Source organism: Vibrio sp. JCM 18905, assembly GCF_055393305.1.
Genome location: NZ_AP043878.1, coordinates 376,506 through 403,358, shown reverse-complemented (window position 1 = coordinate 403,358; position 26,853 = coordinate 376,506). Strand labels below are relative to the sequence as shown.

The 26,853-nt window shown below is 43.7% G+C and carries 24 protein-coding genes and 1 pseudogene; 17 read left to right on the top strand and 8 right to left on the bottom strand.

Annotated features, from left to right (window positions below; translation table 11 throughout):
- Nucleotides 1-688: 688 nt before the first annotated feature.
- From ACZ5ZC_RS01640 to ACZ5ZC_RS01630, 3 genes are read left to right on the top strand one after another with little or no spacing between them, the layout of a single operon-like run.
- On the top strand, nt 689-2,044 hold the full coding sequence (locus tag ACZ5ZC_RS01640) for a TackOD1 domain-containing metal-binding protein (protein ID WP_054866956.1): 1,356 nt from the start codon (nt 689-691) through the stop codon (nt 2,042-2,044).
- Entirely contained in the window at nt 2,031-3,347 is a 1,317-nt protein-coding gene (locus tag ACZ5ZC_RS01635; protein ID WP_464931690.1) for a glycosyltransferase family 2 protein, read from the top strand. Before ACZ5ZC_RS01640 ends, ACZ5ZC_RS01635 begins: the two co-directional genes overlap by 14 nt.
- Before the next feature lies 1 nt (nt 3,348).
- A complete protein-coding gene (locus tag ACZ5ZC_RS01630; protein ID WP_048624783.1) occupies nt 3,349-4,386 on the top strand; it encodes an HlyD family secretion protein in 1,038 nt (345 codons plus the stop codon).
- Between the two features lie 63 nt (nt 4,387-4,449).
- Here ACZ5ZC_RS01630 and ACZ5ZC_RS01625 read toward each other — a convergent pair whose 3' ends face one another.
- A complete protein-coding gene (locus tag ACZ5ZC_RS01625) occupies nt 4,450-5,160 on the bottom strand; it encodes a lipoate--protein ligase family protein (protein WP_054866957.1) in 711 nt (236 codons plus the stop codon).
- 224 nt (nt 5,161-5,384) lie between these two features.
- Between ACZ5ZC_RS01625 and ACZ5ZC_RS01620 the strand changes: the two genes are divergently transcribed.
- The gene (locus ACZ5ZC_RS01620) at nt 5,385-5,711 is read left to right on the top strand and encodes a DUF4156 domain-containing protein (RefSeq protein WP_020834976.1); all 327 of its coding nucleotides are present in this window, start codon (nt 5,385-5,387) and stop codon (nt 5,709-5,711) included.
- Nucleotides 5,712-5,806: 95 nt separating this feature from the next.
- Here the strand turns inward: ACZ5ZC_RS01620 and ACZ5ZC_RS01615 are convergent, their stop codons facing one another.
- Nucleotides 5,807-6,835, bottom strand: coding sequence for a hypothetical protein (locus ACZ5ZC_RS01615; RefSeq protein WP_054866958.1), 1,029 nt, complete (start codon nt 6,833-6,835; stop codon nt 5,807-5,809).
- A 414-nt stretch (nt 6,836-7,249) separates the two neighbouring features.
- Nucleotides 7,250-8,398 carry an aminotransferase-like domain-containing protein gene (locus ACZ5ZC_RS01610; RefSeq protein WP_054866959.1) on the bottom strand — a complete coding sequence of 383 codons (1,149 nt, stop codon included), beginning with the start codon at nt 8,396-8,398 and terminating at the stop codon, nt 7,250-7,252.
- Between the two features lie 125 nt (nt 8,399-8,523).
- On the opposite strand from ACZ5ZC_RS01610, the gene ACZ5ZC_RS01605 reads away from it, so the two are divergent.
- On the top strand, nt 8,524-9,393 hold the full coding sequence (locus ACZ5ZC_RS01605; protein ID WP_006741415.1) for an AraC family transcriptional regulator: 870 nt from the start codon (nt 8,524-8,526) through the stop codon (nt 9,391-9,393).
- 114 nt (nt 9,394-9,507) lie between these two features.
- Here the strand turns inward: ACZ5ZC_RS01605 and ACZ5ZC_RS01600 are convergent, their stop codons facing one another.
- Nucleotides 9,508-10,545, bottom strand: a complete 1,038-nt coding sequence (locus tag ACZ5ZC_RS01600) for a DUF4382 domain-containing protein (RefSeq protein ID WP_464931689.1) — start codon at nt 10,543-10,545, stop codon at nt 9,508-9,510.
- A gap of 232 nt (nt 10,546-10,777) precedes the next feature.
- Between ACZ5ZC_RS01600 and ACZ5ZC_RS01595 the strand changes: the two genes are divergently transcribed.
- Complete coding sequence (locus ACZ5ZC_RS01595) at nt 10,778-11,017, top strand: YdcH family protein (RefSeq protein ID WP_005392770.1); 240 nt, start codon at nt 10,778-10,780, stop codon at nt 11,015-11,017.
- Nucleotides 11,018-11,090: 73 nt separating this feature from the next.
- Here ACZ5ZC_RS01595 and ACZ5ZC_RS01590 read toward each other — a convergent pair whose 3' ends face one another.
- On the bottom strand, nt 11,091-11,762 hold the full coding sequence (locus ACZ5ZC_RS01590; RefSeq protein ID WP_464931688.1) for a cupin domain-containing protein: 672 nt from the start codon (nt 11,760-11,762) through the stop codon (nt 11,091-11,093).
- Between the two features lie 207 nt (nt 11,763-11,969).
- Between ACZ5ZC_RS01590 and ACZ5ZC_RS01585 the strand changes: the two genes are divergently transcribed.
- From ACZ5ZC_RS01585 to ACZ5ZC_RS01565, 5 genes are all read left to right on the top strand, one after another.
- Nucleotides 11,970-13,106 (top strand): hypothetical protein, encoded by a 1,137-nt coding sequence (locus ACZ5ZC_RS01585; protein ID WP_047008076.1) that lies wholly within the window; start codon nt 11,970-11,972, stop codon nt 13,104-13,106.
- Entirely contained in the window at nt 13,096-14,022 is a 927-nt protein-coding gene (locus ACZ5ZC_RS01580; RefSeq protein ID WP_006741420.1) for a metal ABC transporter solute-binding protein, Zn/Mn family, read from the top strand. Before ACZ5ZC_RS01585 ends, ACZ5ZC_RS01580 begins: the two co-directional genes overlap by 11 nt.
- A 2-nt stretch (nt 14,023-14,024) precedes the next feature.
- Nucleotides 14,025-14,828, top strand: coding sequence for a metal ABC transporter permease (locus ACZ5ZC_RS01575; RefSeq protein ID WP_301658392.1), 804 nt, complete (start codon nt 14,025-14,027; stop codon nt 14,826-14,828).
- Nucleotides 14,829-15,100: 272 nt separating this feature from the next.
- On the top strand, nt 15,101-15,820 hold the full coding sequence (locus tag ACZ5ZC_RS01570; protein WP_464931687.1) for a beta-ketoacyl-ACP reductase: 720 nt from the start codon (nt 15,101-15,103) through the stop codon (nt 15,818-15,820).
- 325 nt (nt 15,821-16,145) lie between these two features.
- Nucleotides 16,146-16,490, top strand: a complete 345-nt coding sequence (locus ACZ5ZC_RS01565; RefSeq protein ID WP_054866962.1) for a hypothetical protein — start codon at nt 16,146-16,148, stop codon at nt 16,488-16,490.
- A gap of 110 nt (nt 16,491-16,600) precedes the next feature.
- On the opposite strand, the gene ACZ5ZC_RS01560 is transcribed toward ACZ5ZC_RS01565, so the two are convergent.
- The gene (locus tag ACZ5ZC_RS01560; RefSeq protein WP_053809279.1) at nt 16,601-16,945 is read right to left on the bottom strand and encodes a hypothetical protein; all 345 of its coding nucleotides are present in this window, start codon (nt 16,943-16,945) and stop codon (nt 16,601-16,603) included.
- Nucleotides 16,946-17,153: 208 nt separating this feature from the next.
- Here ACZ5ZC_RS01560 and ACZ5ZC_RS01555 point away from each other — a divergent pair, with 208 nt between their 5' ends.
- Entirely contained in the window at nt 17,154-17,294 is a 141-nt protein-coding gene (locus ACZ5ZC_RS01555) for a hypothetical protein (protein ID WP_301638981.1), read from the top strand.
- Between the two features lie 584 nt (nt 17,295-17,878).
- Nucleotides 17,879-19,252: a carbohydrate porin gene (locus ACZ5ZC_RS01550; RefSeq protein WP_464931806.1), complete on the top strand. Its 1,374-nt coding sequence runs from the start codon at nt 17,879-17,881 to the stop codon at nt 19,250-19,252.
- A 63-nt stretch (nt 19,253-19,315) separates the two neighbouring features.
- On the opposite strand, the gene ACZ5ZC_RS01545 is transcribed toward ACZ5ZC_RS01550, so the two are convergent.
- Nucleotides 19,316-20,302 carry a LacI family DNA-binding transcriptional regulator gene (locus ACZ5ZC_RS01545; protein ID WP_395355218.1) on the bottom strand — a complete coding sequence of 329 codons (987 nt, stop codon included), beginning with the start codon at nt 20,300-20,302 and terminating at the stop codon, nt 19,316-19,318.
- A gap of 235 nt (nt 20,303-20,537) precedes the next feature.
- On the opposite strand from ACZ5ZC_RS01545, the gene ACZ5ZC_RS01540 reads away from it, so the two are divergent.
- The 3 genes from ACZ5ZC_RS01540 (at nt 20,538) to ACZ5ZC_RS01530 (ending at nt 24,552) form a co-directional block, all read left to right on the top strand.
- On the top strand, nt 20,538-21,977 hold the full coding sequence (locus ACZ5ZC_RS01540) for a sucrose-specific PTS transporter subunit IIBC (protein ID WP_006741425.1): 1,440 nt from the start codon (nt 20,538-20,540) through the stop codon (nt 21,975-21,977).
- Nucleotides 21,978-22,142: 165 nt separating this feature from the next.
- Nucleotides 22,143-23,066, top strand: coding sequence for an aminoimidazole riboside kinase (locus tag ACZ5ZC_RS01535; protein WP_054866995.1), 924 nt, complete (start codon nt 22,143-22,145; stop codon nt 23,064-23,066).
- Between the two features lie 31 nt (nt 23,067-23,097).
- Complete coding sequence (locus ACZ5ZC_RS01530; RefSeq protein WP_054866996.1) at nt 23,098-24,552, top strand: sucrose-6-phosphate hydrolase; 1,455 nt, start codon at nt 23,098-23,100, stop codon at nt 24,550-24,552.
- Nucleotides 24,553-24,631: 79 nt separating this feature from the next.
- On the opposite strand, the pseudogene ACZ5ZC_RS01525 reads toward ACZ5ZC_RS01530, so the two are convergent.
- Nucleotides 24,632-24,742: pseudogene (locus ACZ5ZC_RS01525) on the bottom strand (dihydrofolate reductase family protein); the annotation flags it as partial.
- Between the two features lie 254 nt (nt 24,743-24,996).
- On the opposite strand from ACZ5ZC_RS01525, the gene yghU reads away from it, so the two are divergent.
- Nucleotides 24,997-25,854, top strand: coding sequence for a glutathione-dependent disulfide-bond oxidoreductase (gene yghU / locus ACZ5ZC_RS01520; RefSeq protein WP_464931686.1), 858 nt, complete (start codon nt 24,997-24,999; stop codon nt 25,852-25,854).
- The last annotated feature ends 999 nt before the right edge of the window (nt 25,855-26,853 follow it).

Genomic DNA, 26,853 nt, shown 5'->3' with positions numbered 1-26,853 from the left:
AACAACGCGCCGAAAACAAATCGGTACGAAAAGTGCGACATTCTGAGGCTTTTACGCGCTGGCTTCAACTAATTCTGTTATGGATAAATATTTGAACCGGATCTCATTTCTTTTTTGAACAAAAAAGAGCATAGAAAAGTGACGTAGATTCATTCTGTAGTTTGAATGTGTTACGTGTTCTTTCGGAAAAAACAGCGAGACAAATGGTGATTATTAATCACTCAAACGGCTTAAAAGTACTTGTTTGATAAATAATCAGAATGATTGAATGTTATTCAGTGTTTTGCCACTCAATTTTAATGGAAATTAGTTAGTAAAGTATTACCAAGTCTCAGATTTGACACATGTCGGTGTGGTTAAATGCTGAGCAGAAAGGAATCGACTGATATAAAACAATGAGCTTGATGTGAATGCAAGGATCTCATTCAGCATCAAATCGCACTATTATCCCAGCTTGCTAACAAAGGTTGTACTATGCGCTTTGCTATCCGATTTCTCTACTCACGGCCTCCTTCACACTTTATTCAGAGATCTTTCTGCTTTTACTGCCTGAGTTAAAGCTCTCTAAATATTTGTTCTATTGTTGTATTTAACGGTGGCAAGGCTTGTCTACCTAGAGTGCTTTGTTACTGCAAGTTCTATATTTCTGATGTTATGAATTAATTTTGTGGTTGTGAGAACTAATAAAATGTCGTCAATAAATAACAATTTCTACTGGGTTGGTGAACAGCCTGTCAGTGAATTAGCTGAAGATATGGTTTTGGTTAATCATATTGATGAGGTGGCAACGGGACTCGGTGGCATGGTGTGTATTGCTTATCAAGATCCACACCAAATAGATACCGCGCTGAAAGCGTTTTATCAGGAGAAAGGGCGTTGGTCTTGGGCGGTTTATGTCACCGTGGAAACCCCTTATTCTCGATGCGTTACCGACGGTGTCTTTGAAGCTAGAGAATCAATAAAAATTTGGCGATCCATTCAGAGCAAGCTCGATGCCATTGATGAACCGGAAGTGTTAGATCCTTTGATTGGTTGGCTTGGGGTCAATCGTCAGCGAAGAGTGACTGCTTTAAAAAGTTTAGAGTCTATGTCGGTTTATTCGTACCCAATCATTGATATGTTGTTTCCTGATATTTATTCGACTTATCGATACGTGCTCTCAGAGCAAGGTCGCGGAGTCTTAGAAGCGGAAGTACTGATCGATAGAATTCGTGTTTGTTCTCATTGCAACAGCGGACACTTGAATTATGTAGAGGTGTGCCCGGATTGCAGCAGCATCGATATCGACTCTCAAAGCTCTTTGCACTGTTTCACTTGTGGCCATGTTGGTGAACAACACAGCTTTCAGCGCCGTGGAAAGCTCGAGTGCCCCAAATGTTTGACTCAGCTGCGCCATATCGGCGTTGATTATGATCGCCCGCTTGAAAACCACGTTTGTAATAGTTGCTCCAGTTTATTTGTTGAAGCGGCGACGATCAGTCAATGTTTAAGTTGTGACTCAAAGATCAAAGTTGAAGAGCTTGTTGTCCGTAAAATTTACCAATATCGACTTGGTGAAGTGGGTGAATACATTTTCCAACACGGTAAGTCCATTCAAGCTCCTGAACTCTCGATCAAAGGCAAAGTGGAAGTCAGCTTTTTCCAAAATTTGCTTGCATGGTTAAATAAAGTCGCGCTGAGACACAAAGAACAGCACCTTCTACTTGGACTGCATTTACCGACGATCGATGAATACGGTAAGCAATATGGCGATGCAAAATTGTTCTCATTAATGGATCAACTGACGCGTCGTCTTAGCAGCTTGTTTAGAGATACCGATATCTGTTGTCAGTACAAACAGGATGTGTTGCTTGTCCTAATGCCAAATACGACCAACGCGAGCCTGTCCATTTTACAGCAAAAATTATCGGATCTGGGTGAACTTGTTGAAGACGAAGAGTTTGAGTTGGATGTCTTTGTTTGGGACCTGCCCGATCCGATCATTGAAGACGGTGTTTCTGTTTGGATGGAATCGCTGATGGGTGAGATTTATGCTGCAAGATAGTCTCGTTCTGCTCGACTATCTTCGAGGTATACTACTTCACAACGAAGAGTTATGGCTATTGCTGTTTCCCGTCATGATCATTATCGAGCTACCTCTATATTTGCTGGTGCTAACAGGGATATTTCGTTGGTCATATGCGCAAGAAGACCCAGAATTAAAGCGGTTTCCTTCAGTGAGTTTCGTTATTACTTGTTATGGTGAAGGTGATGCGATTGGGATCACTATCGATACGTTAGTTGAGCAAGTTTACCCAGGTCATATTGAAGTACTTGCTGTGGTTGATGGGGCGGTACAAAACCAAGATACCTATCAAGCCGCGTTAAATGGTGAGAAAAGGCATGCAGGCGTTCGTAATCGTAAAGTGCGCGTGTTGCCCAAATGGCAACGAGGAGGCCGGGTTTCAACACTGAATGCCGGCTTATCAATGGCTAGTGGTGAAATCGTCATTAACGTGGATGGAGATACGTCTTTCGATAACGACATGGTCTTCACCATGATGAAACAGTTTGCGGATAAAAATGTGATTGCAAGCGGTGGTGCGTTAAGAGTTCGCAACCATAACGCCAACTTGTTGACCAAAATGCAATCCTTGGAGTACATGCTGTCGATGCAAGCCGGTAAAACGGGGATGGCGACTTGGGGTGTTCTCAATAACATTTCTGGCGCATTCGGAGCGTTTCGGAAGAACCTGCTTAAGCAAGTGGGGGGCTGGGATACGCATACCGCAGAAGATCTCGACTTAACCATGCGCTTGAAGCAATACAAACGTCGTTACCCTGATAATAAATTGGCTTTTTCGACGCACTCCATCGGCCATACTGATGTGCCAGATACGTTGAAAGGTTTGGTATTGCAGCGGCTGCGTTGGGATGGCGATTTATTGTTTTTGTTTTTGCGTAAACACAATGAAGGGTTGTCTCCACGGCTACTTGGTTGGGGGAACTTTTTATTCACTCTGGCTTATGGCGTGATTCAAAACGTTTTATTGCCGCTGCTTGTGGTGATATTTAGCGTGTACATGGTGATTGTCTATCCACTTAAATTTGTATTGGCGTTGATGCTAATGCTCTATTTTGTCTACCTCTTCTTATCTGCTCTGATTTTTGTTGTCTACATTGGGCTTGTATCAGAGAGAAAGAAAGAGGATTTGAAGTCAGCGAAATGGTTATTTCTTTACCCTGTCTACCAGTTTTTCATGCGTTTGATTACCGCTTTCTCAATGGTTAATGAGGTTGTGAGGAGAAGTCATGAAGAGTCGAGTATGGCACCTTGGTGGGTATTGAAGCGAGGTAAAAAGTTTTAGTATGAAAGTTAACTTTCACTTAGATAAGAAAAACAAACCGCAGTCTGAGAACGGGATGAAAGTCGTCTACGGACAGGCAAAGCGTGGCGGTTATCGTCTCCGTTGGTACTTGATTTTAGCGATTGTAATCAGTCCGCTTTTGTTTATGGCTTATTACTTGTTTAGAACGCAAGTGTTAGTGACGGCGCCTGCCATTATCACGTCACATCCACTTACGGTGACGGCAACTCGCTCTGCCATTGTTGGGCCAGTGCCTGTGAATGTCGGTACGGAAGTGACTCAGGATCAAGCGCTGCTGTTGTTAAAAGATAATGCGTTGAATAAAGAGATTGATTTCATTAAAGATGAGCTGGTGAAACTGTCTAAAAATCAGGTGCAAAGTACTGATGAGCTATACAAAAGTGCTATTGAAAGCTCAGCCGAAGGCTTGAAGAAGGTCCGTGATATTCAGAAAAAATACGACCTTTACAGAAAGAAAGGGCAAGTGTCTGAGGTGGATTACGCGGCTATTGTGAGTGTGAATAACTCACTGAGTAATCAGTTAAGCAGTCAGAAAATTGCTTATGTGGATGCGATGCGTAACTTGGAAGAGTTAGAGTTGGCTGGTCCAGTGACACAAGAGTATCGTTCTTTAATGCGTGAGCTGGTAGTAAAGCGTGCTCAACAAGAAGATCTCACCTTCCGTTCCCCGATGAACGGTCGTGTACTCGATATTCATGTGCATGAGGGGCAAAATGTATCGGAAAATACGCCATTGCTCACGATTGCTCGCAACGTGACACCTGAAATTACGGCTTTTCTAAATCCTAAATACCTCGAATACAGTAATATGGAAACCAAAGCAAAAGTCGTATTTCCTGATGGTCGAAAGTTTAGAGCGACGGTATCGAAGCCAGTTGAGGTTGTGAACAAATTGCCTTCAGAACTTCAAAGCCCATTTGAAGGGCAGCCAGCCTATTTAAAAGTCACACTGAGCTTTGATGAGCCGTTGGAAAAAAGTCGATGGATTGAAGGGGTCGAAGTGGAAGTTCGCTTTTAACGTTGGTTGATTGAGTAGAAAAGGAGCGAAAGCTCCTTTTCTTTTTTGGTTGTTAACGCGCCTTTAGTCGCCTTTAGCATGCATTAAAAACGCGCTAGTCAGTTGCTGAAAGAGTGAATCTATCGAGAGGCGGTCGGATATATGATTGAAGAGCGGTGTGTGGACATCGCCACGAATATCATCGCTGTGACCACAAAGCTGATTACACATTCGTACTGGTTCGACAATCTTCTCGACGTCGGCATCAATCAGAATGCATGCTTGTGACAATACCACTTGTCCGCCGCCTTTTTTAAGTAAAACACGCTGCGCGGTTCCCACGACTTTTTGCCCGCCAATGTTGAGGTTGTACTCGCCATCGCAGTAGGAATAAGGCGTAGCATGAACATCCACTTTCACGCCGAGCTGTTTAAAGAAAACCGTTAATATCGCACACAAATCGAGATACGCTTTCTTGATGTCGTAAGGCTCACCGTCTGGCCAGTGATAGATGTGGGATAGATTAATAATACCCGGTACTTGAGGGACGGGGGCACCACCAGTTTTACGGGAAAAGAGTTTCCAGCCAGACGCATTTAACGCATGTTCTAACTCGTTAGAAATAGGCCACTTTTTACCTGCGGGAAGCACGAGCGTCGGGCTTTTTACTTGCCAAAGTAATAGCACTTGCGAGAGTTGGTTGGACTGAACTTGTTTAATGAGCTCATCTTCTTTTTCAAATGCATCAGCGACTTCCGTAGCTGTGAAGCGAATTAGCTTATTCTTAGCAACCAAAACTCTATCCCTTGTGTGTATTTAATCGTTACTGTTTTATCTCAGATACGGTTTTATTGCTAGGTCTGTGATTGCGAGGTTTTTACTCGTTAGATGCGTGGCCACTTTTTGGTTTTTCCGTTGTCCATTAGTTCTACTTGAACGCGCGATAGAAATATTTTGTTGGTCATCGCATAAGCAACTCATAAAATCCGCCATCTATAAAATTTTTTGGCGATATGAATATGAAAAAGCGAGTGATGTGTCTCGCGTTAGCGGCATCATTAACGGGGTGTGTGACGTTCCCAACTCAAGAATCTGAGCAAGTACAGGTGCTTTGGGACAATGTGAATGCGATTGAAAACTGTGAACTAATGGGTACCGTGATCGGCTCAGAAGGGCACTTTTACGACTACTGGCTTCACGCAGATAAAGACATGGTATGGGGGACGCTAAACCAAATGCGCATCAAGGCGGCAGATTTAGGCGCAGATACCTTGTATTTATACCAACCGTTAAGCTTTTCTACGTCAGTGACGATGTTTGCAAACGCATACAAGTGCAAACAGTAGCGATTTGCTTGCTCATAACTGAAAGACAGGCGTTGCTCGCCTGTCTTTGATGCGCTCAACAAACGTGGGTTTGTTCGTTATGTTCTCTCTCGCCGTTAATTCACATTGGCTGTTGCTACCGCGACAGAGTCGGAAAACGACAGCGTGAAATCTTGCTCTGTATTGAGCACTTTGGCTGGAAACTCTAAGCTTAATTGCGCGTGTGGTGCGACTTCTGAAGCGATACTGGTGACGAATTTTCGGGTTTCACCCGGAGAGATTGACAAGTTGTTTCCATTCTTAGAGGAAAGCTCCGCAATGCCCATAGTTTGCAGCGTGTTGCCTGCCGTATCAGCCAGATGCAGTAAAGATTCTGACTTATAGACCAACTCTCCACTTTCGGTGCGATAGGCGCTAAATGTGTTGAAGTTTGGCTGCAATGAACCTTGTGAACCGACGTTTGTGACGGAAAACATCACGTTAGAACCATCAAAATTCTCGACTTTCACCAACACGTTACCGTCTTGGTAACGAGCGGCTGCCGCAGCACTTGCTTGCTGTTTCTGCCTCTGTTTTTCTTTTTCAATGTTGCTCAATTGGTTTTGCTCGTTTGCTAGGCGGTTTTCAGCCATCGCGTACGATTGATCCACCATTGCCAACAGCGCTGGGATTGAATACAGCGTTAGACCTTCCAAATGGTCAAAGTCGATTTTGGCATGCTGAGTAAGTTCGTGATTCGAGAACTGGCAGTAGCCATCAATCAAGCTAACAAATGCGACTTCAAAAGTACCTTGTAATCGGCTTACTTCCTGTGCGGCTTTTTCTAAATCTGAGCGTACTTTTCGGATCTCTTCCAATGTCTTTTGTGGCAAACGTCCATTGGGCGATACGTCATTGGAAACCGAGACCAATTCTTCGGTTACAAATGGATTGTTTTCGGCTGGAATCACTGTGGTGATGCGGTTGGATTTAGTGATGTCTTCGCCCAGTAAAACCATCATTTTTTGCGATACGGCAGTTGTGTTGCCCGCTAAAACATCACTACAGTTTGGAGACGTATTCGCATACGCGGCGAATGCGGTAAAAAGTGAAAAGATAACGGACCAGCCAGTGGCGACGAGTCCTGTCGTGGTTCGAGTGTTCATCCTGATAACCCCTCTGTCATTTGGTGCGATTCACTGACGTAATTGCCAATCAAGCGACTGGCTCGCGACATTCAGAATGGTTCTGGTCAATCCTTCGTAGTGGGCATGCCTGCAGATGCTTTCTAGTCGATTTTTCAATCGCTAAGCCACGACTGAGTAAAGTGTCTGAAATTGAGAGCATTAATGCTGCGAAGTTGATGTCTTTTGTCTGAAAGATAGACGTAACTTTTCTAACCATCAAATATGTGATTAGCTTCTCACTTTTATATGAGTGAGAGGATCAAGAGAAAACAGGCACTTACTGTAGAGAGTTGATTTGAAGGAAAAATATAAATTTTTTTTGGGAACTTTTTTGATGCTGCCTTTGAGAATTTTTTCGAATCTCAAAGGCAGGTTCTAACGCGGGGTACTCAATTACAAAGTGTTAAGTACATCCGCAAGTCGAGTGACAGCCGTCGTCAGTTCTTCTGGTGTGGCATTGGTAAAGTTAAGACGCAGAGCGGCTTTTACCTTGGAACCTTCCGGATAGAATACCGGGCTTGGCACCACAGCAACCCAGTTTGCGAGTAGAGTTTTCGCCAGTTCGAACGTGTCGCATTCTGGAATTTCGACCCAGACAAACATGCCACCATCGACAGGTTTGAGTACGCAACTTTCTGGCAGCTGTTTTTGCAGCTCAGCAAACATGACATCGTAACGCGATTTGTAAAGGGCGCAGATGGTTGAAATGTGTGTTTCGAAGTTGTGATGTTGCAGTAGACCATGCAGCAATGCTTGCATAGGAATACTAGAGTGCAGATCTGCTCCTTGTTTGATTTTGATGAGTGGCTCAAGGTAACTGCGTTTTCCGGTTACCACACCAATACGCAAACCTGGTGAGGCGATTTTGGAGAATGAACGCAGCACGATGGAGTGCTGCGGGCAGAATTCCGAAACCAGCGGCAGTGCTTCACCAGAAAAACGCAGCTCGCGGTATGGTGCGTCTTCAATGAATACAACGTCGTATTGGATACAAAGCTCGGCAACTTTTTGGCGAGTCTCTAGTGCCCAGCATACGCCCGTTGGGTTGTGAAAATCGGGTACGGCGTAGAACATTTTTGGTTGCTGTGTGGAAAAGCATTGCTCGAGTTCTTCAAGGTTTGGGCCACACTCGGTTTGCGAAACGGTCACGATATTGGCTTGAACTAAACCGAATACTTGCATGGCTCCAAGGTAGCTTGGTGCTTCCATCACCACTTTATCGCCCGGATTCACGTACGCACGCGCGATCAAATCTAGCCCTTGCTGAGAACCCGTTGTGATCATCGCCAAATGAGATTCTGGTAGCTGGTAATAATCGGTCAAAAAATTAAGTAGCGGTGCGTAGCCTGCTGTTGCGCCGTATTGAAACACCTCTGGCATGTTCGCGAGGTTTTCTAGCGTCGGTTTCATTAAGTCGATCGGGAAGGTTTTTTCGTCCGGTAAGCCACCCGCAAGAGAAATGACATTCTTATCGCTCGCTGCTGCGAGGATCTCTCGAATGTAGGATGACTTAGTTTGTTGTAATGACTGTGCGATTTCCATGTGCTGTGCTTCTCGTAATTGTCTTTTTTTATGTCAGAAATAGTATAGGTAAATTGCCAAGCTTGGTGTGTCCATTTATGCTGTTAAACATGTCCATTTATGCTATTTGAGCGAAAGTTTACTCCGTGAGCCATCAACAAGTTTCCAGAATCAATGACGTGTTGTTTTACATTCACCAGGACATTAGCAGAGAGTTATCGGCTAAAGAGCTGGCGGATGTAGCAGCCTATTCTGAACAACACTTCCACCGTATTTTTAAAGATGTAGTGGGGGAGTCCATCCATCAATATATCCGCCGTACAAGAATGGAATACGCTGCCAATCAACTTATGTTTGATACCAGCTCATCGGTGTTAGACATTGCTAACAAGTGCGGCTTTAGCTCGGTATCTTCTTTTAGCCGAGCGTTTAAAGCGACGTTCGCTATGTCACCTGGTGCGTGGCGAAAGCATGATTTACAAGTCGCAGAAAAACCGTATTTGAAGGATCCGGAAGTAGCAGCGGGTTATCATCGTGTTGCGAAACGCGAGTTGCCAGAACCTAAAATTATGGAGGTTCCACAACGCTTTGCGGCGTATGTACGGCATGAGGGTTATAGCCGTTCCATTCGCAACGCGTGGCTGATTTTGAAAGCGTGGGCAAGTTCTGAGAATCGGGACTTTTCGGTTCAATACGGCTTGCATCACTCCAATCCTGCTTGGGTCGAACTCGACAAGTGTCGTTATGTGGCTTGTATGGCGATTGATACGCCGCTCAAAGTGCGCGGCGTCGTGAATCAAATGACCATCCCAGGCGGTTTACATGCCGTCTTTCGCTTAACGGGCGTATATGGTGAGCTTCTTCCTCAACTGAGTATGGTACTAGAGAAGTGGTTGCCTAACTCTGGCTTTAAACAGCGTTCTACACCCGCTTATGTTCATTATCATAAAAATCACTTTCTCAGCCATGATGAGGCGTTTGAGCTGGATTTCTATCTACCCATTAGCTTCTTCTAAGGATGAAAATGAACGTATTATCGTGTGAGTCGGTTTGTGGTGAGCAAAGAACTGACCAAGAGCGCCATGAAGAAAAGGCAGAGCTTGTGCTGACTCTGCCATTTCTAGGGGATCTTAAAAGTTTGCGTCTGTATCAGTACCAACGGATACGTTAAGTCCGCTAGTTGATTGATAAATGCTGAAAGTTTCGCCAGCGACAATACCTTCTTCAGAATCGTCATTTGCCGTACAGGTATAACCGACCGAGTAAGTACCAGGTTCTACAAAACCGAATTCGTACTCGTAATTTGCATCATCAACGTCTTGAACCACGTTCGCTGCTGCGATTGGCATTGCTTGGCCTTCTGCGCCGGCAAATGGCCCCATGTTTTCTTCGGCGATATTTCCTTGATATAAGTAGACCGCGTGCGAATATCCATTTGCACTTGGGGTATCCGTTTCGCAGCTTTGATAGGTCAATGTTGCGACATCACCCTGAATCTCCCCCGTTGTAACCGTGTTAATTAAAGTGACGGAGGTGCGTTGAATGCTGTAGCCTTCGTTTTGGCCTGTTCCGTCTTTTAAGCCACGGCGCAGATCAAATTCAACTACGAACTCATTATTGTCAGGGTTGACTGCAAAGGTGTTGTTAAAGAACAGTACTCCAGAGTCAGGATCCTTTCCGACACCTTGTGGGCAAGCACCATCACCTTTGACGGTCAGTGGGATTTGATTTCCTGTCGCTTCGTCAATCACATACGATGGGTAGTTTGGATGATCGCCATCATTAACAAACACGCAGAGTTTATAATTACCAGTTGGTATCAGTTCATCATCCACCAATTCCTGCGCGTCACTGCCTTGGAAATTGAGTAAGTTAACACTTAGTGGGAGTGGATCTTCACCTTCGGGAAGGGGGTTACCATCTTCGTCGACCAAATTGCCTTCTTCGTCTGTTTTATACACATCGAATACTTGTGGTGTGCCACCATCCAGAGGAAGAAATGCAACTTTGTTATATGTGATCACCACTTCTGATACGTCATCAATAGGGGCATCTGATACGGACAAAGTAACAGGAGTCATTGTACTGACAGAGTCACTGTCTGAATTACAGCCAATAAGTGCAACGGCTATTGATGCACTGATTAGGCCAATTTTCATGCTGTTCATTAGATGTACCTTTTTATGAGAAGTGTATTAAATGTAGCTTATTATTGACAAAATACAGAATAACAACGAGCGGAGTTACCGGGTCGAAAACAGTGACGAACCATCATTAAGACGTTCAGTAAAAGTGTGCTCAAATCGACGATATTGTGCTCAATGAAGTGCTATGGTTAAGAATGTGTCGCTCAAAAAATGAGCGGAGATATACATCAATAACTCTAGCCAAGAGGTCTCTATGTTAGGTGAAAATCACTCATTAACTCATGAATTCCCAGAACATTTGGATACCATTACTCAGCTTGCCGAAAACGATGCATCATTTGCTGAAACCGTTAAAAACTACAATGCTTTAGATAAGGAAATCCGCGTACTAGAACTGCAAGGAAGCCCGATTGATGATCACGAAATGAACGTGTTAAAACATAATCGAGCTGAGCTCAAAGATTGGCTCCACTCGAGAATTATGGGCTCTTAGCGACGCAATGATCATCGGCTCGTAATCTACGAGCCGATTTTAGTTTCAAGGGACGATGCCAAGTATTCCAACATTAGGATTGCTGAGCAGGAGCTTGGAGTGGCAGGTGGCCTGTTTTTACCCAAATGACCGTTTCTTGCTCTACAAAAGGAAAGTGCTCACTCATATGTGGACTGCGTATCCAAGAGTAGGGAGGATAGGTTCCTAGCTCGTCTTTAAATTCCCCCGATAACACAAAAATTTCTTCACCACCAAAGTGACGGTGTGCTTGAAACTTCTCGCCTTTCGGCCATTTAACCAATGCTACATGTTCATGCTGAAAATCATGCAATGGCATGACTTTCAGCCTACCAATGCCAGGTAACCAATTCGCTTCGTTCGTGTTGATGCGAACTGCTTCAAGATCATCAGAATTGAATTGATTTAGTTTAACTAAAATCACACAGCCTTTCTTGCTATAGGGCGCATGTTGACTTCCAGGAGGGTTACGCAAGTAGGTTCCAGCAGGGTAGTCACCATGTTCGTCAGAGAACACTCCTTCGAGCACTAATATTTCTTCTCCGTGAGGATGAGGATGAGTCGAAAAGTGCGAGTTTGGCTCATACTTCACTACGCTGGTGGTGTGCCCTGATTCTTTGGCTTCTCTTTCCAAAGGTTTACGCCACACGCCTTTGGAAGGGCTGGCGATCCACTCCTGTTCACCTGTTTCTATCACGATTCTTTTCGAGAAATCCATATTCAACATACTGAAATTCCGTTACTTATCTAATGATTGACTCTCAATAGTATACGTATAAAAAACATCAATTGATTCACTTGTTGATAGTCAAAATCAGGGATTGAATACGAGCTAGCAGTCGGAACCGAGTTAAATTTCTGCTTGTGTAATGATAATTGTTATATTATAACATTGCAAAATTAAATGTTATAACATAACAAAAGGAAAGAAGTAGTGAATAAGAAATTGGTTTCTCTCGCGATCGGTAGCATTTTTGCGTCCCCTGTTTTTGCCGATACATTATCGAACCCACAGATTGGTGTTGTTGTTGATGGCTACTACCAAGATGGTCAACGTCATAATTCTGAGCGCGAAGAGGGCTTTGGCCTAGGCCATACGGAATTGAACTTATCATCAAATATTGACGACAAGTTTCACGGTGCGTTGACCGCTGTTCTTGAAAGTCATGGCGATGAGACAGAATTAGAGCTTGAAGAAGCATTCATCGAAACTTTGGCATTGCCATACGGTGTAAACGTGCGCGCAGGCCGATTCCTATCTGACTTCGGTTACCTCAACAATCAACACATGCATACTGACAGTTTCGTTGAACGCCCAATTGCTTACCGTACTTTCCTTGGTTCGCATTACTATGATGACGGTGTACGCGCAAACATCGTTCTGCCAACCGATCTTTACGTGAAGTTTGGTGTAGAAGCATTAAGCGGCAACAAGATGTCTTCTGTTGAAGATGGCTCTAAAGTTGGTGTTTACACGACAACGATGAAGCTTGGTAATGATTTCTCTGAATCTTCAAGTTGGCAGTTTGGTTTAAGTTATCTGCGTAACGAAAACGGCAAAGTTAAAGAATTCGAAGATCACGACCATGGTCACGAAGAAGAACATGACCACAGCCACGCTGCGGCTGTAACGGGTGCGAACCTATACGGCGCAGATTTTGTGTGGAAGTGGGCACCAGATGGTAACTACAAGTACAGCAACTTCACGCTATCTGCGGAATACATGTTGTTAGACGGTGTAGTAGACAGCAAATACAAGAACGATGCAGAGTCACCAGACAACCTAAGCGCATACTATGTTTCGGGCGTTTACCGCTTCAACCCAAGTTGGTCTGCAGGCCTACGTTACGGCGAAGCAGAAAGCTATGATGGCCACGCACACGGCGATCATATGCATTTCACAGCACTGAATGATAAAGAGATGGATGCGATGATCGCATGGGATTCTTCTCATTTCGGTACGATCCGTGCGCAATACACTCGCATTGATAACCAAGACAGCGAAACAGACAACGTGTTTACTCTGCAATACGTGATGACATTTGGAGCGCACGGTGCACATGCGTTCTAAACTTGCGATAAGTAAATGCAGTTTAGTGATGATGGCGGCGGGAGCTGCCATCATCTCTTCGCCTGCTTTGGCTCTCAACATTTTCGTTTGTGAGCCTGAATGGAAAGCTTTTCTTGAAAGTCATGCCCCAAACGCCACCATTTACTCAGCAACCACGGCTAAGCAAGATCCGCATTATGTTCAAGCTCGTCCGTCTTTAATTGCCAAGATGCGCCAAGCTGACATGGCGATGTGCTCTGGCGCTGAGTTGGAGGTAGGTTGGTTGCCGATGCTTCAAAATAGAAGTGGCAATAGTGCTGTTCAAAATGGTGCACAAAGCATGATTTATGCGACCGATTTCGTGCGTATGTTGGACTCTCATGATCATGTTGACCGCAGCATGGGGGACATTCATGCGCACGGAAACCCACATGTTCAATTTGCGGCAAATGACATGATTCCGTTGTCTCGCAAAGTAACGGAGCGCTTAAAAGCGATTGATCCCGACAACGCACAAAGTTACCAAGTTAATGGTATGAAGTTTCGCGCGAAGTGGCAAAAAAAGCTCAATGAATGGGAACAAAAAGCTCAACCATTACAGGGGAAACGGGTCGTTGGATATCACTCCACTTACCGATACCTATTTGATTGGCTAGGTATGGTTCAAGTCGCGGATCTTGAACCGAAACCGGGGATATCGCCAACGACGTCGCATCTGCAATCTTTAACTCAATTGGATGCCAAACAGTTTGACGCTATTGTGTTTTCATCTCATCAAGATCAACGTCCGGCTATGTGGTTAAAGCAACAAACGGATAAGCCTGTAGCGCAGTTACCTTTGACGGTCTCAAAACAGCAAAGCTTAGATGAGCTCTATGATGAAGTGATTACTGATCTGCTCGCCACGTTGGTATCACCCAGTTCAGTGAAATTTTAATTATGGGTGAATACCTTTGGTTAGCGCCAGCGGTTTTGTGTGGCTTAATTGCGTTAGTTGGCAACATCGTTCTGGGGCAACAAGTCTTACAGCGGCAGATCATTTTTATCGATCTGGCGGTTGCTCAGGTCGCAGCATTGGGAGCAGCGCTAAGTCACTATTGGCTGAACTCTTCTTCTTGGTATGCTGGTTCTCCTTGGCTATCCGAATCATGGCTTGGCAGCATGCTTGGTCCTTGGATGATGTCTTTGGTGCTTTGTGGTGTTATTGCTGCGCTTGAAAAGCGTAAACATCCTCACCTAGAACCGACGATCGGCAGCTTGTTTGTTGTGTCCGCTTCATTGGCAGTATTACTGGTTAGCAAAGACCCACACGGTGCCGATTTTATTCAAGGGATCTTGAATGGCCAGCTACTGTGGTCAACATGGCAAGATGTTTGGCCTTTGGCTGTCATTACGGGGGCAATGTTATTGTTGCTAACGCTAAAACCAGAGTTTATGCATGGTAGTGGTTTTTACCTCATCTTCGCTATTTTGATGCCTATCACTGTCAAACTGACAGGGATTTACTTGGAGTTTGCCTTGCTTGTGATTCCAGGTTTGTGTGCCGCAAGTCTTAAAGGTAGACGTTTTTTAATCGCCAGTTTAGGTATCGGAACAATTGGTATTCTGCTGGGGATAGCAGCTTCTGCAAAGTATGATTTACCGAGCGGTGCGACGATTGTTATTACGTTGTTTATCATCGGAATGATATTTAACCTGCTCCCACCTTTCAAAAGGCACGTCTTGTTAGAGACAAGGCATTAACACGGCATTTACTCAAAGCACCACTGGCATTGTTGGTGCTTTTTTCTTCAAAGGCTTAGGGCTTTCCATCGTATTTCTATCTTGATTCTAGGAATAATACGGGCTGAAACATCATCAAGTTGTCTTGATTCATTCACACCCTACTTCCAGAATATTCCTATAGTTTCATTATCTAAATAAACCTCTTTGCGTATGAGAAGCACAAAGCCACATAACGATAAGCGCTTAGGAGCAAGCAAGATTTGTACTCTCAACATTTAAGGAAGACCAAGATGAAAGACGAAAAAGTCGCCGTCGTTACAGGGGCTGCTCGCGGTATAGGGCAGGCCATTTGCGAACAATTACTCGAAGATGGATTCCACGTCGTGGGGCTAGATATCTCGCCTATGGAGTGGAGTCAGTCGCCAAACCTTTCAAGTTATCAAGTGAATCTCTGTGAGGCCGCAGCGGTAAGTGAAGTGGTCGACAGCATCGTCGCGAAACATCAACGCATTGATGTTCTGGTCAACAACGCCGGGATAACGAGAGATGCACTGCTGCCAGACATGTTAGAGCAAGACTGGGACAGCGTTATCGACGTGAACCTAAAGGCGGTGTTTTTACTCACCCAGCGCGTTGCACCTGTCATGCTAGAGCAAGGCGCAGGCAGTATTGTCAGTATTTCGTCTATCGTGGGAACGGATGGCAATATTGGTCAAAGTAATTATGGCGCGAGTAAAGGTGGCGTGATAGCGATGAGCAAAGGCTGGGCGAAAGAGTTCGCAAGAAAAGGCGCTCAAATCCGAGTCAACTGTGTTGCTCCAGGTTTTATCGCTACCGACATGACAAAGAGCTTGCCTGAAAAAGTCATTCAAATGATGGAAAGTAAAACGCCTCTGGGACGCATGGGCTCGGCGCAAGACATTGCCAATGGCGTTGCGTTTCTAGCGTCTGATAAAAGTGCGTTTATAACCGGACAAGTGCTCAAGATTGATGGTGGGTTGGTGTTATAGCTCGCTAATCAAAATCTCAAATAACAAACGCCCTTTACTTATGTGAAGGGCGTTTTTGTTGGGTAACGTTAATTGCGCTGCTGGCGCGTTTTTGCCCCATTCCAATTTAACTCGTTTTATCGCAACTTTCTTTATAAAGTCACTGTATATACAGACAGCGCTTGTTACAAATCTCGAGGTAATTGGTTTTAACTTTCTAGAACAACTTAACCCACAAAAATAAGGAATAAAAATGCTCGAAGAAGTTTTTAAAACCGTTAAAAATGACCTATCTGAAATACGATGATGTGATTGGTATTAGTATTAGCTTTGCTGAAAAGTAGAGATGGTGAAAGCTAAGAGCTCAGTTTCAGGTGAAGAGGCAGAAGCAGAGTTTTTGCGACTTATGGAGCTATTCCGTAAGATCGGGAATCGTAATATTTATAGCAACAACTGTACTATATTTAGACCGCCTTCAGGCTTTAGATTTACCGATGAAGTAGCTAATACTTACTATCACATGTATGAGGGTGCTCTTAAGATATCCGAAGCTTTGAGCCTTCTAGAAGCGTTTTTTAACGCTAGTCTAGAGTACGCAGTTGGCGGTGGTCCAACGAGCATGATTCGATGGATTTTCGAAGTTGGCCGCGCTATTGCCATGCAAGAAATTGAGAACCAAATGATGTTCTGAATCCTACGCTAACTTACCTAGCAAATCAGTCATATCAAAGCCCTCTGACAACAGCATATATCTTTGGTTAACAAACTAGGAAAAAGTGGGTGTGTTAACACTAACTTTTTTTAACAGGTTTCATTCAAAAGTACCTTGTAGTATTTCGGTAAGAACAACTCACCTTTTTGCCATTCTAATTGAACGTGTTGGCATCGGCCTTGGTAAAGATAGTTACCGTCGGCGTAGATTGACTTACCTTTATCTATCACCTGATTAAGGAGCACAGCTTCTTCTATTTTATCGTCCACTCTGATTTTTGTTTGCAAGTCTCTATCATCATCTATTGCTATCGTCAGAATCCTATTTTTGGCGCTGAACTCTACAGATCTAAGATTATTAATTTTGTCTTCATCGCCACTGGTGTAAAAGTAGAACGCTACTGCAATTAAACCCAGAATAACAAATATTTTCATTTCATCCCCATAATTAATGCGTTGTATAATCAGCTATTTTAACACGGTGTTTTAGAGAGAAAAATTGATTGAAACGGCAGTCTTGTTGGAGTATTCAATAAAGAAAGATGTTTCAAAGGTCTTAGTAGAGTAAGAGAAGTTTCTTCACGTTAGGGCGTGTGACTCTAACGATCGTAAAGAGGTTGAAGACGGGGCTGCTGAAGATTACATGAAGGCAAACCAAATGGAGCCAGTAGAAGTTGCGGTATACGATGTGATTTTTCCTGTACCTACAGACAGCACAATGCCACCAACAATGCTACTAATTAGTTCAAATTATAAGGTACTAAATAACAAGTGGCTGCATTAAATTAGCACATAACAAAGCATTTAGAGTGATTTGCAACGCGTGGCATTTTCACTATACATTGGTTTTAGTGGTTGAGGTGTTATGCGGCAGCATCAGTATTGCGTTGATCACCTCAACAGGGCGTTAAAAGCCTTTTATGTCGTTTGAACCAAGGTATCGAGATCCGCTTCGCTCTTAGTCACTTTCAAGCTTAGCCGCTGATCTTCTAGAGGCGCGTCGTCACCAAGTAGATTGGGGAAGTGAGTGATTATCATTCCCTCAAGCGAACATCAAATTCCCATTCACAACGTGATATCTTCAAACTAATTCCGCTAGAACGAATAATTTAACTGTGCGCTGGTTAATGATTTTTCTGTAATTAACACCATTGAACGTGATAGAAGTAACAAAATCGCTTCCTTGAGGTAACGTTCCCGAAAAGTTTGTATATTATCGCCCCATTGATACAAGTGGTAGAGACGCTCTGAGTCTGAGCGCTCTGAAATTCAGGCTTTAGATGGGCATTTAAAGTCACCATGAGTTTGCAATTTTGCTTGGGAACGTTTGCAGATAACCTAAGTATAAATTTACGTGAGACTATGGAAATGAAACTACACACTTTGACGATGGCAGTAGCGCTTGGGCTGGTTACTGCACCTGCATTCGCAACAACAGATGTTGCCGCTCTTGAAAAGCGAATTAATGAATTAGAACAGAGGCTTGAACAGACAGAAAAAGTATCCGTAGAAGCAAATGAAAAAGCCTCAAGCTTTGAGTTTCATGGTTACGCTCGTTCCGGGTTGCTCATTAATGACGATCTGAATGGTGCAGTTGGTACTGGTCCTTACATGACGGCAGCTGGTGCTATTGGAGCGCCAATTGGACGATTAGGGGTTGAGGATGATCATTATGTGGAAGCAAACCTTATTCACAAACGTTTTGCAGATGATGGTTCCAGCGCTTTGTTCCGAATCATGCTGGCAGATAGTACGGAAACCAATAACGAATGGACAGCGAGTGAGAGTCAATTAAACGTTCGTCAGGTATATGCTGAGATAAACAAGTTGAGCATGTTCTCTGAATCAAGTGCGTTTGCTGACGCAACGTTTTGGGCAGGTAAACGATTTGACCGTGATAACTTTGACATTCACTTCTTTGACTCGGATATCGTTTTCCTCTCTGGTACTGGTGCAGGTGTGTATGACGTCCAAATGAGCGATTCGTGGCAAGCAAACTTCTCGATCTATGGTCGTGATTTTGGTGAGATTGATAGCTCGTCAACGGATGTTGAAAACTATATCGCGACAATGAACAACCGCTTTGGTAATTGGCAATTGATGCTGAGCGGCATGACGTCTGCTGATAACAATGATCGCGTAGAAGGTGCAGCGGACAAAGGTTTACATGCGATGTTTGCCTACCATGGCGATACCTTCTTTGGCATGAGTGAAGGCTTCTCTAAAACTGGTATTTTGATGGGTGATGGACTGGGTGCGGAACTTAAAGGCATTGGTTCAAACGGTGATTTGCTAGAAGACGCAAAAGCCGTACGTTTGTTCAGTTATGGTGTAACACGCATCGGCGACAACTGGCGTGTAGCACCTGCGTTGCTAGCAGAACACAGCCAAGATCGCTTTGCTAAAAATGATGAATTTACGTGGGCATCGTTCAACATCCGCTTAGCACAAGAGTTTACGCAAAACTTTGAGATGGTTTATGAAGGCTCATACCAATACATGGACCTAGACAATGCGATTGATAAAGCAAGTGGCAGTTTTTACAAAGCGACAATTGCACCAACGCTTAAGATGTCTACCGCAGCAGGTTTCTTTGACCGTCCGGAGCTACGTTTTGCAGTTAGCTACGTTGATTGGAGCGAAGACTTGAATGGCTACTCGATTAGCCAGGATGCGGGCGCTGCAACGATGGGTGATGGTGGTGAAGTTCTGTTTGCACTGCAAATGGAAACTTGGTTCTAAAGGGCTCTAACCGACAAAGAGTAATAAGAAAAGCGCCAACTGATTTCAGTTGGCGCTTTTTCATTAACAGGACTGACGCTCAATTGTTTTGAAGGTTAGTACCATCTTACTCATTTCAAAACTTCTGTTGGCGATTCTATCTAGTAACAGTTTCGCACCATTTTCCCCTGCTTTATCAAATGCATAGTTAAATGTTGATAAGGTTGGGGTGCACACTGATGCGAGCTCATCATCACCAACTCCTAGCACTAAAACGTCTTTACCCGGTGTTAACCCGAGCTCTTGAATCGCTCTCATCGCACCGATAGCAATACGGTCTGTCGCACAGAACAAGCCATCTAGCTTAGGGTTCTTTGTTAAGTGTTGTTTTGCCAATGAATAGCCAGAATCGATTGTAAAGTCACCACGAGCATGGAAGGCGAGCTCAAAACCATGGTGTTGCAGCGCTTGAGCAAATCCTTCAGAGCGTTGCTTATCTACCGCGATATCGTCACCTTGTACGCCAATAAAGCCCATGGTTTGGCAACCTTTTGCAACCAGTCTATTTCCCGCTTCAAACCCTACTCGTGCGTCATCATGAATGATGCTTGGAATATTAAACATGGAACCATCCTGACCGACGAGCACAACTGGGACCGCTGAGTTTTGAATTGCTTTGACCAGCTTGGAATCGAGGTGGGTCGCGTAAAGAATGATCCCTTCAACCCGTTTTTGGTTAAAGATCTGAATATATTCCAGTTCTTTTTCGTGGACTTGGTGAGTGCTAGCAAGTAAGACATGTTTCCCCGCTTTTTCAAGGACCTCGGTTAATCCATCGACGCCTTGGGATGTGGCATGAGAGGAAACCCGAGGAACAATGACACCAACCAGATTGGTCTTTTGAGATTTTAGATCTTTAGCGACTTGGTTTGGCACATAGCCACACTCAGCTACTGCTTGGCGGACTTTCTGTTTTGTCGCTTCTTTTACGCCATACTCATCGTTTATAACCCGTGACACTGTTGATTTTGATACGCCAGCCAGACGGGCGACATCATGCAGACTCGCCATTGTTCCTATCCATTCTGTTTTTCGTTTTTGGGATTGTTTGCAAAGAGAAGATGAAAGGCTCTTTGATAAGTAGCGATTCTAACCTCCTATACTGCTCTTAGGGAGAGAATTTGACGATCATTCTCACATTCTCTCTGCTTTATCTTTGATCATTTGGTTTTATTGAGCAAAAATCTGTTTTGCAAACGTTCCCGAAAACTTCGCAAGCTCAGATAATAATCCAATGGGGTATGAAATGAATTATCCGGCAGTAGCAAAAGAGTTGTTAACTCTATTAGGTGGTAAAAGCAACATCACCGCACTTGCACATTGTGCGACACGCTTACGCCTTGCCGTTGCAGATGAGCAAAAAATAGATGAACAAGCGATTGATAACCTTGAAGGGGTAAAAGGGCAGTTCAAAGTTGCGGGTCAGTACCAAATCATTTTTGGATCAGGCATCGTAAACCAAGTTTATGCAGAAATGGCGAAGTTGACGGGCATGAGTGAAATGTCCACCAACGACGTTGCGTCTGCTGGCGCAGAGAAACAAAACATCGTTCAGCGCGCAGTGAAGGGGCTGTCTGATATTTTCGTCCCAATCATTCCAGCAATCGTCGCTGGCGGTTTGTTGATGGGTATTTACAACCTACTGACTGCCCAAGGCTTGTTTATTGATGGTAAATCCTTGATTGAGGCCAATCCAGGACTGACAGACTTGGCGAACATGATCAACACGTTTGCAAACGCGCCGTTTGTTTACCTGCCTATTCTGCTGGCATTTTCAGCCAGCAAGAAGTTTGGCGGCAACCCATATTTAGGGGCAGCGCTAGGTATGTTGATGGTTCACCCTGACTTGCTGAATGGTTGGGGATTCGGCGGCGCATCTGTGTCTGGCAACATTCCGGTTTGGAATATTCTTGGTTTTGAAATCCAAAAAGTGGGTTACCAAGGTTCAGTGTTACCGGTTTTGGTATCGGCATTCATTCTTGCGAAGGTTGAGCTAGGCTTACGTAAAGTCATACCTTCTGTTTTAGACAACCTTTTAACGCCATTACTGGCGATTTTCATAGCGGGTTTGCTGACGTTTACTGTCGTCGGTCCGTTCACGCGTGATATCGGTTTCCTATTGGGTGATGGTCTGAACTGGCTATACAACACAGCTGGCTTTGTTGGTGGTGCGGTATTTGGTCTTATCTATGCTCCGTTTGTTATTACCGGTATGCATCACAGCTTCATTGCGATTGAAACGCAACTTCTTGCGGATATTGCGACGACAGGCGGCACCTTTATCTTTCCTATTGCGGCGATGTCTAACGTTTCTCAAGGTGCTGCAGCGTTGGCGGTGGGCATAATGAGTAAAGATAAGAAGATGAAAGGTATTGCGATTCCATCGGGTGTCACGGGTTTGCTGGGTATTACAGAACCAGCCATGTTTGGTGTTAACTTAAAACTACGTTACCCATTTATTGCGGCAGTTTGCGCTGCGGCGTTATCAAGTGCGTTCATTACAATGTTTAATGTGAAAGCTCAGGCATTAGGGGCAGCTGGTCTTCCAGGCATCATTTCCATCACGCCAGATAAGATTGGTTACTACATCGCGGGTATGGTGATCGCGTTCTTGACCGCATTTGTTCTCACCATTGTTCTTGGTATGCGTGACCGCGCTAAAGTCGGTAAAAAAGCAGCGGCTTAATCTGAACTCCTTAAGGGTGGAGTCCCCCAAAATCCACTTCTTTTCCTAAATGTTTGGGGTGCTAGCCAAGCACTAATGGCTTGGCTAGCCTTTTTCAATTTTTACTTGGTAGTGAAGGTGTTCAACACGTTGGGCTATCAGGGCTTTAACTTTAAGGTAAGCAAGATGAATCAAGTGTGGGTAACTGGTGATGCTGTTGTCGATCTAATACCGGAATCTGAGACTTCTTTACTCAAATGTCCCGGAGGTGCACCAGCGAATGTCGCCGTAGCAATTGCTCGTCTATCTGGTAAGAGTGCGTTTTTTGGACGTGTGGGTGATGACCCATTTGGTCGCTTTATGAAATCAACTCTGGATCAAGAGGGCGTGTGCACGGAGTTTCTCGTTAAAGATCCTGAGCAAAGAACATCAACAGTGGTGGTGGATTTAGACGATCAAGGTGAGCGCAGCTTTACGTTTATGGTAAAACCGAGCGCTGATCAGTTTATGTCTGTTGAAGATATCCCAAACTTTAAGCAAGGTGACTGGCTGCATGTTTGCTCGATTTCACTGGCAAATGAGCCAAGTAGAAGCAGCACATTTGAGGCGATCAAAAGAGCAAAAGCCGCTGGTGGTTTCATTAGCTTTGACCCTAACCTGCGTGATGAAGTGTGGCAAGATCAATCAGAAATCCAAGCTGTCGTAATGAAGGCTGTAGCGATGGCTGATGTGGTTAAGTTCTCTGAAGAAGAGCTTTTGTTCTTAACTGACTCAACATCGATAGCGCAAGGTTTACAACAAATAGCCGCTATGAATATTGCTTTGGTCTTGGTGACACAAGGTGCGAAAGGCGTTTGGCGCGTCTTTGAAAGTCAGAGTGAGCTGATCACCGGTCAAGTCGTTAGTCCGATTGATACCACAGGTGCGGGTGATGCTTTTGTCGGAGGGCTACTGGCATGTCTGTCTCAACATGACGATTGGAAAAATCATCCTGTTATTAGCTCTGCGATTCAATGGGCAAATGGCTGTGGTGCATTAGCGACGACGCAAAAAGGCGCAATGACCGCGCTTCCAACCCAGACAGAATTGCTGCAATTTATTGGGCAATGATCTTCAGATCCAATTTCAGTTGAGAAAAATTATGAGCTTAGACAACCGTTGGACTGTAGAGCAAAGATATCGCCGACTTGAGCAAATCCCTCAGTGTGATATCGAAGAAATGACACTTTTACGTCAGCAAGATAAAGGCTTTCCTAGTTTTCATATCGCCCCTAGATTTGGGCTGTTAAATGACCCAAATGGGTTGTGTTATTTCAATGGTGAGCACCACATCTTTTACCAGTGGACGCCTGTGGGACCAGTCCATGGAATGAAGTATTGGTATCACCTTTCTACTAAAGACTTCATCCATTTTACTGATCATGGCGTGGGTCTTCATCCTGACCAAGACTACGATTCACATGGTGTCTATTCGGGTGGTGCTTTGGTTGAAAATGACAACGTTTTGCTGTTTTTTACTGGCAATAAGCGTGACAAAAACTGGAATCGAATCCCAACTCAATGTTTTGCCACTATGGATTCAGAAGGCAACATTGAAAAAAATGGAGTGGTCATCGAAAACGAACATTACACGGAGCACTTTCGTGATCCAAAAGTTTGGAAGAAAGGCGACGACTATTTGATGGTGGTGGGAGCTCAAACCAAAACTGAGCATGGCTCAATGGTGCTCTATCAAAGCAAAGATTTGAAAACGTGGCAGCATAAAGGTCCAATTAAGACCAAGTTCTCCGACCTTGGGTACATGTGGGAGTGCCCAGACTTCTTTGAGATTGATGGTCAATCGGTGATGCTATTTTCTCCACAGGGCGTGAGCAGTAGTAATCCTTATGATTTCAAAAACATCTATTCTGTCGCGTATATCGTGGGTGATCAGTTGAACCTAGAGTCGATGATTTTAGAAAACCACCAAGATATTTTGCAGCCAGATTATGGGTTTGATTTCTACGCCCCACAAACCTATTTAGATGAGAATGGGCGTCGCATTCTTATTGCATGGATAGGGTTGCCAGAAATCGATACACCATCGGTCACACACCAGTGGGCAGGAATGTTGTCTCTTCCTAGAGAACTAACGTTGAAAGATGGTTTTCTTGTTCAAACTCCACTCCTTGAACTGGAGAGTTTAAGAAAAGAAGAGGTGGTCTTTGCACAGTCCCATACACTGGAAAGCACCAGTTGTTTGATCCAATTAGACCTTGAGGGCGATGGCTTTGAACTTGAGCTGAGTAACCTCAAAGGTGACAACATCGTCTTTAGTGCGACAAAGCACGAGTTTATGCTGGACCGTCGTCACATGTCTCATTTGTACGCAGAAGAATTTGGTAGCATTCGAAAAGCACCAAGATTGGACGCTAAACAGACGATTGATATATACATCGACAATTCTGTCATCGAGATTTTCATTAATGGTGGCAAACACGCGATAACCAGTCGTTTCTTTATTGATGACCTCAGTAAGGTAACGTTGAAAGGGTTGGAGCAAGCAAGGCTTTTCCCTTTGAAAGGCATCACTGGTTTGTTTGAATCAGCTAAGTAACGGTTTCGATTACGAAGATATTAAAACGCCCTTCATTGACTCAGTGAAGGGCGCTTTTCTTTTTAACTATCTAACCTAACTATCTTTCACGTACGTAAGTCTTCTGAACCAAAGTATCTAACACTACTTCGCTCTTAGTGACTGTAAAGTTAAGCGGTTGTTCTAAATCACCAAACAGAGGTGCGCCGCCGAGTTGGGCTTACTCATTATTGTTAGCATCTCGAACCTAACTCACATTAAAACAACGTTTTTCCTTATAGCGTGAAAGAAAACCCCATAACCAAAGGTTCTAATTAAGTGAAAGGTCAGGACTTTTATTTGAAGATTCCGGCCTAATATCTTGGGTATGCCCATTTATCGAATGCGGTGGGTTACTTCATCATGCTTGCTGGCGCACTGAGTTTGCCAGTTTGATAATGCATTCAAACACAATAAGGGATAACAATGGCTAACGAATACATTCCACCAAAAGTTTGGACAAACGATAACGAAAACGGTGGCCAGTGGGCGAGCATTAACCGCCCGGACTCAGGCGCTCGTCATGAGCAAGAATTGCCTGTTGGGGAACACCCATTCCAACTTTATTCCATGGGGACTCCAAACGGCCAGAAAGTAACGATCATGTTTGAAGAGCTTCTGGCGGCAGGCGTAAAAGAAGCAGAATATGATGCATACCTGATCAAGATTGGTGACGGCGACCAGTTTGGTTCTGGTTTTGTTGCTGTGAACCCGAACTCGAAAATTCCGGCCCTAGTTGACCGTTCAGGTTCTGAGCCAGTGAACGTGTTTGAATCAGGTAACATCCTATTCTACCTAGCAGAGAAGTTTGGTCACTTTCTACCAAAAGAGGGCGCAAAGCGTGCTGAAGTGATGAACTGGTTGTTCTGGCTGCAAGGTTCTGCGCCATACCTAGGCGGTGGTTTTGGTCACTTCTACGCGTACGCACCAGAGAAGTTCGAGTACCCAATCAACCGTTTTACAATGGAAGCAAAACGTCAGTTAGATGTATTAGACAAGCGCCTCGCAAACAATGAATTCCTAGGTGGCGATGATTACAGTATCGCTGATATCGCAACATGGCCATGGTACGGCAACCTTGTACTGGGTCGTGCTTACGATGCGGCTGAATTCTTAGACGTAGAAAGCTATAAAAACGTTGTGCGTTGGGCGAAAGCGGTTGATGAGCGAGAAGCTGTCCAGCGTGGTCGTATTGTGAATCGCTCATGGGGAGAAGAATGGGAGCAGTTACCTGAACGTCACAGCGCAGAAGATATTGATAAGGTATTGAAGCTTAAACCATAAGCAACCTTGGCTCAGTCACTTCAAGTAAGTTTATTTTCATCCGAACTCATAATCCAAAACTGATCAAATCCATAGCGCATCTTACTAGATGCGCTACTTTTATTTGAATTGTAACCCCGTTGAAGATTATTCAATCTATAGATAGTTCTTTGCTTCTATTTGTCGTTTTCATATTCAACAAGCCCTCTGCATTTCTATTAACTATTAGCTGATGGCATTCTAAAAATTTATACTTTAGATAACCTTAAATTTATAACTTAATTTTATATCTAATATAAATAAACTTAATGATAATTAATCTTTGACATAACCTTTTATTTTGTGTGGAATGTGCGGGTTAATCTATTTAAATCAAAATTTATAGATAAATAAAATTTAAATAATTTACTGAATTCTACATCTAGCTTTGAGCAATGTTTAGTTACAACTGCTTATACCATGAAAGAGGATATGTATAATGTCGTCGTTTGAGTCGTACTGGGTTGGGGTACGTGAAAGAATTGCTATACAAACTGAAGGTAACCGAAATTTAAAGTCTTTAGTGATAAAAAAGCAGAGAGTGAACTTAAATAACAGTGGCTTATCTTTTCGCGCTAAAGCCGGATGCCTTATCCCTCATTGTTACACTCAGTTTACTGATGACGATACAAACTCAAAGGCATCGAAAAAAGCCTCCCTTAGTTTTAAGAAAGGGAAATTATACTTTTCTCCTGTCTAGTAATAGATAATATTTAGGTTATATATAAATTAAATTTTTATTTTTATCTGAAATTCTGACAATAAATTATTATGTTGTTATGACCGAGATGAAGCATTGGTTAGTAAATTATTAGTTCGGATTATTAATTGAATTGTAGATTTTCTTAGTTGCCCCTAGTTAGATAGTGATAAAATTTTTAGCTATCTTTTCTCGTACAAGCTTAGTTTTAGATCTGGCTTGTACGGTTTTTTCTCTGAACACTAATTACATAGCATAACGGCATGATTTCTCGCCTCTTG

Bases quoted from the DNA above. Each gene is read 5' to 3' on its own strand.
- ACZ5ZC_RS01640 (WP_054866956.1), top strand. From the start codon at position 689: ATGTCGTCAATAAATAACAATTTCTACTGGGTTGGTGAACAGCCTGTC.
- ACZ5ZC_RS01635 (WP_464931690.1), top strand. From the start codon at position 2,031: ATGCTGCAAGATAGTCTCGTTCTGCTCGACTATCTTCGAGGTATACTA.
- ACZ5ZC_RS01630 (WP_048624783.1), top strand. From the start codon at position 3,349: ATGAAAGTTAACTTTCACTTAGATAAGAAAAACAAACCGCAGTCTGAG.
- ACZ5ZC_RS01620 (WP_020834976.1), top strand. From the start codon at position 5,385: ATGAAAAAGCGAGTGATGTGTCTCGCGTTAGCGGCATCATTAACGGGG.
- ACZ5ZC_RS01615 (WP_054866958.1), bottom strand. From the start codon at position 6,835: ATGAACACTCGAACCACGACAGGACTCGTCGCCACTGGCTGGTCCGTT.
- ACZ5ZC_RS01610 (WP_054866959.1), bottom strand. From the start codon at position 8,398: ATGGAAATCGCACAGTCATTACAACAAACTAAGTCATCCTACATTCGA.
- ACZ5ZC_RS01600 (WP_464931689.1), bottom strand. From the start codon at position 10,545: ATGAACAGCATGAAAATTGGCCTAATCAGTGCATCAATAGCCGTTGCA.
- ACZ5ZC_RS01595 (WP_005392770.1), top strand. From the start codon at position 10,778: ATGTTAGGTGAAAATCACTCATTAACTCATGAATTCCCAGAACATTTG.
- ACZ5ZC_RS01590 (WP_464931688.1), bottom strand. From the start codon at position 11,762: ATGTTGAATATGGATTTCTCGAAAAGAATCGTGATAGAAACAGGTGAA.
- ACZ5ZC_RS01580 (WP_006741420.1), top strand. From the start codon at position 13,096: ATGCGTTCTAAACTTGCGATAAGTAAATGCAGTTTAGTGATGATGGCG.
- ACZ5ZC_RS01575 (WP_301658392.1), top strand. From the start codon at position 14,025: ATGGGTGAATACCTTTGGTTAGCGCCAGCGGTTTTGTGTGGCTTAATT.
- ACZ5ZC_RS01570 (WP_464931687.1), top strand. From the start codon at position 15,101: ATGAAAGACGAAAAAGTCGCCGTCGTTACAGGGGCTGCTCGCGGTATA.
- ACZ5ZC_RS01565 (WP_054866962.1), top strand. From the start codon at position 16,146: ATGGTGAAAGCTAAGAGCTCAGTTTCAGGTGAAGAGGCAGAAGCAGAG.
- ACZ5ZC_RS01560 (WP_053809279.1), bottom strand. From the start codon at position 16,945: ATGAAAATATTTGTTATTCTGGGTTTAATTGCAGTAGCGTTCTACTTT.
- ACZ5ZC_RS01555 (WP_301638981.1), top strand. From the start codon at position 17,154: ATGAAGGCAAACCAAATGGAGCCAGTAGAAGTTGCGGTATACGATGTG.
- ACZ5ZC_RS01550 (WP_464931806.1), top strand. From the start codon at position 17,879: ATGAAACTACACACTTTGACGATGGCAGTAGCGCTTGGGCTGGTTACT.
- ACZ5ZC_RS01545 (WP_395355218.1), bottom strand. From the start codon at position 20,302: ATGGCGAGTCTGCATGATGTCGCCCGTCTGGCTGGCGTATCAAAATCA.
- ACZ5ZC_RS01540 (WP_006741425.1), top strand. From the start codon at position 20,538: ATGAATTATCCGGCAGTAGCAAAAGAGTTGTTAACTCTATTAGGTGGT.
- ACZ5ZC_RS01535 (WP_054866995.1), top strand. From the start codon at position 22,143: ATGAATCAAGTGTGGGTAACTGGTGATGCTGTTGTCGATCTAATACCG.
- ACZ5ZC_RS01530 (WP_054866996.1), top strand. From the start codon at position 23,098: ATGAGCTTAGACAACCGTTGGACTGTAGAGCAAAGATATCGCCGACTT.
- yghU (WP_464931686.1), top strand. From the start codon at position 24,997: ATGGCTAACGAATACATTCCACCAAAAGTTTGGACAAACGATAACGAA.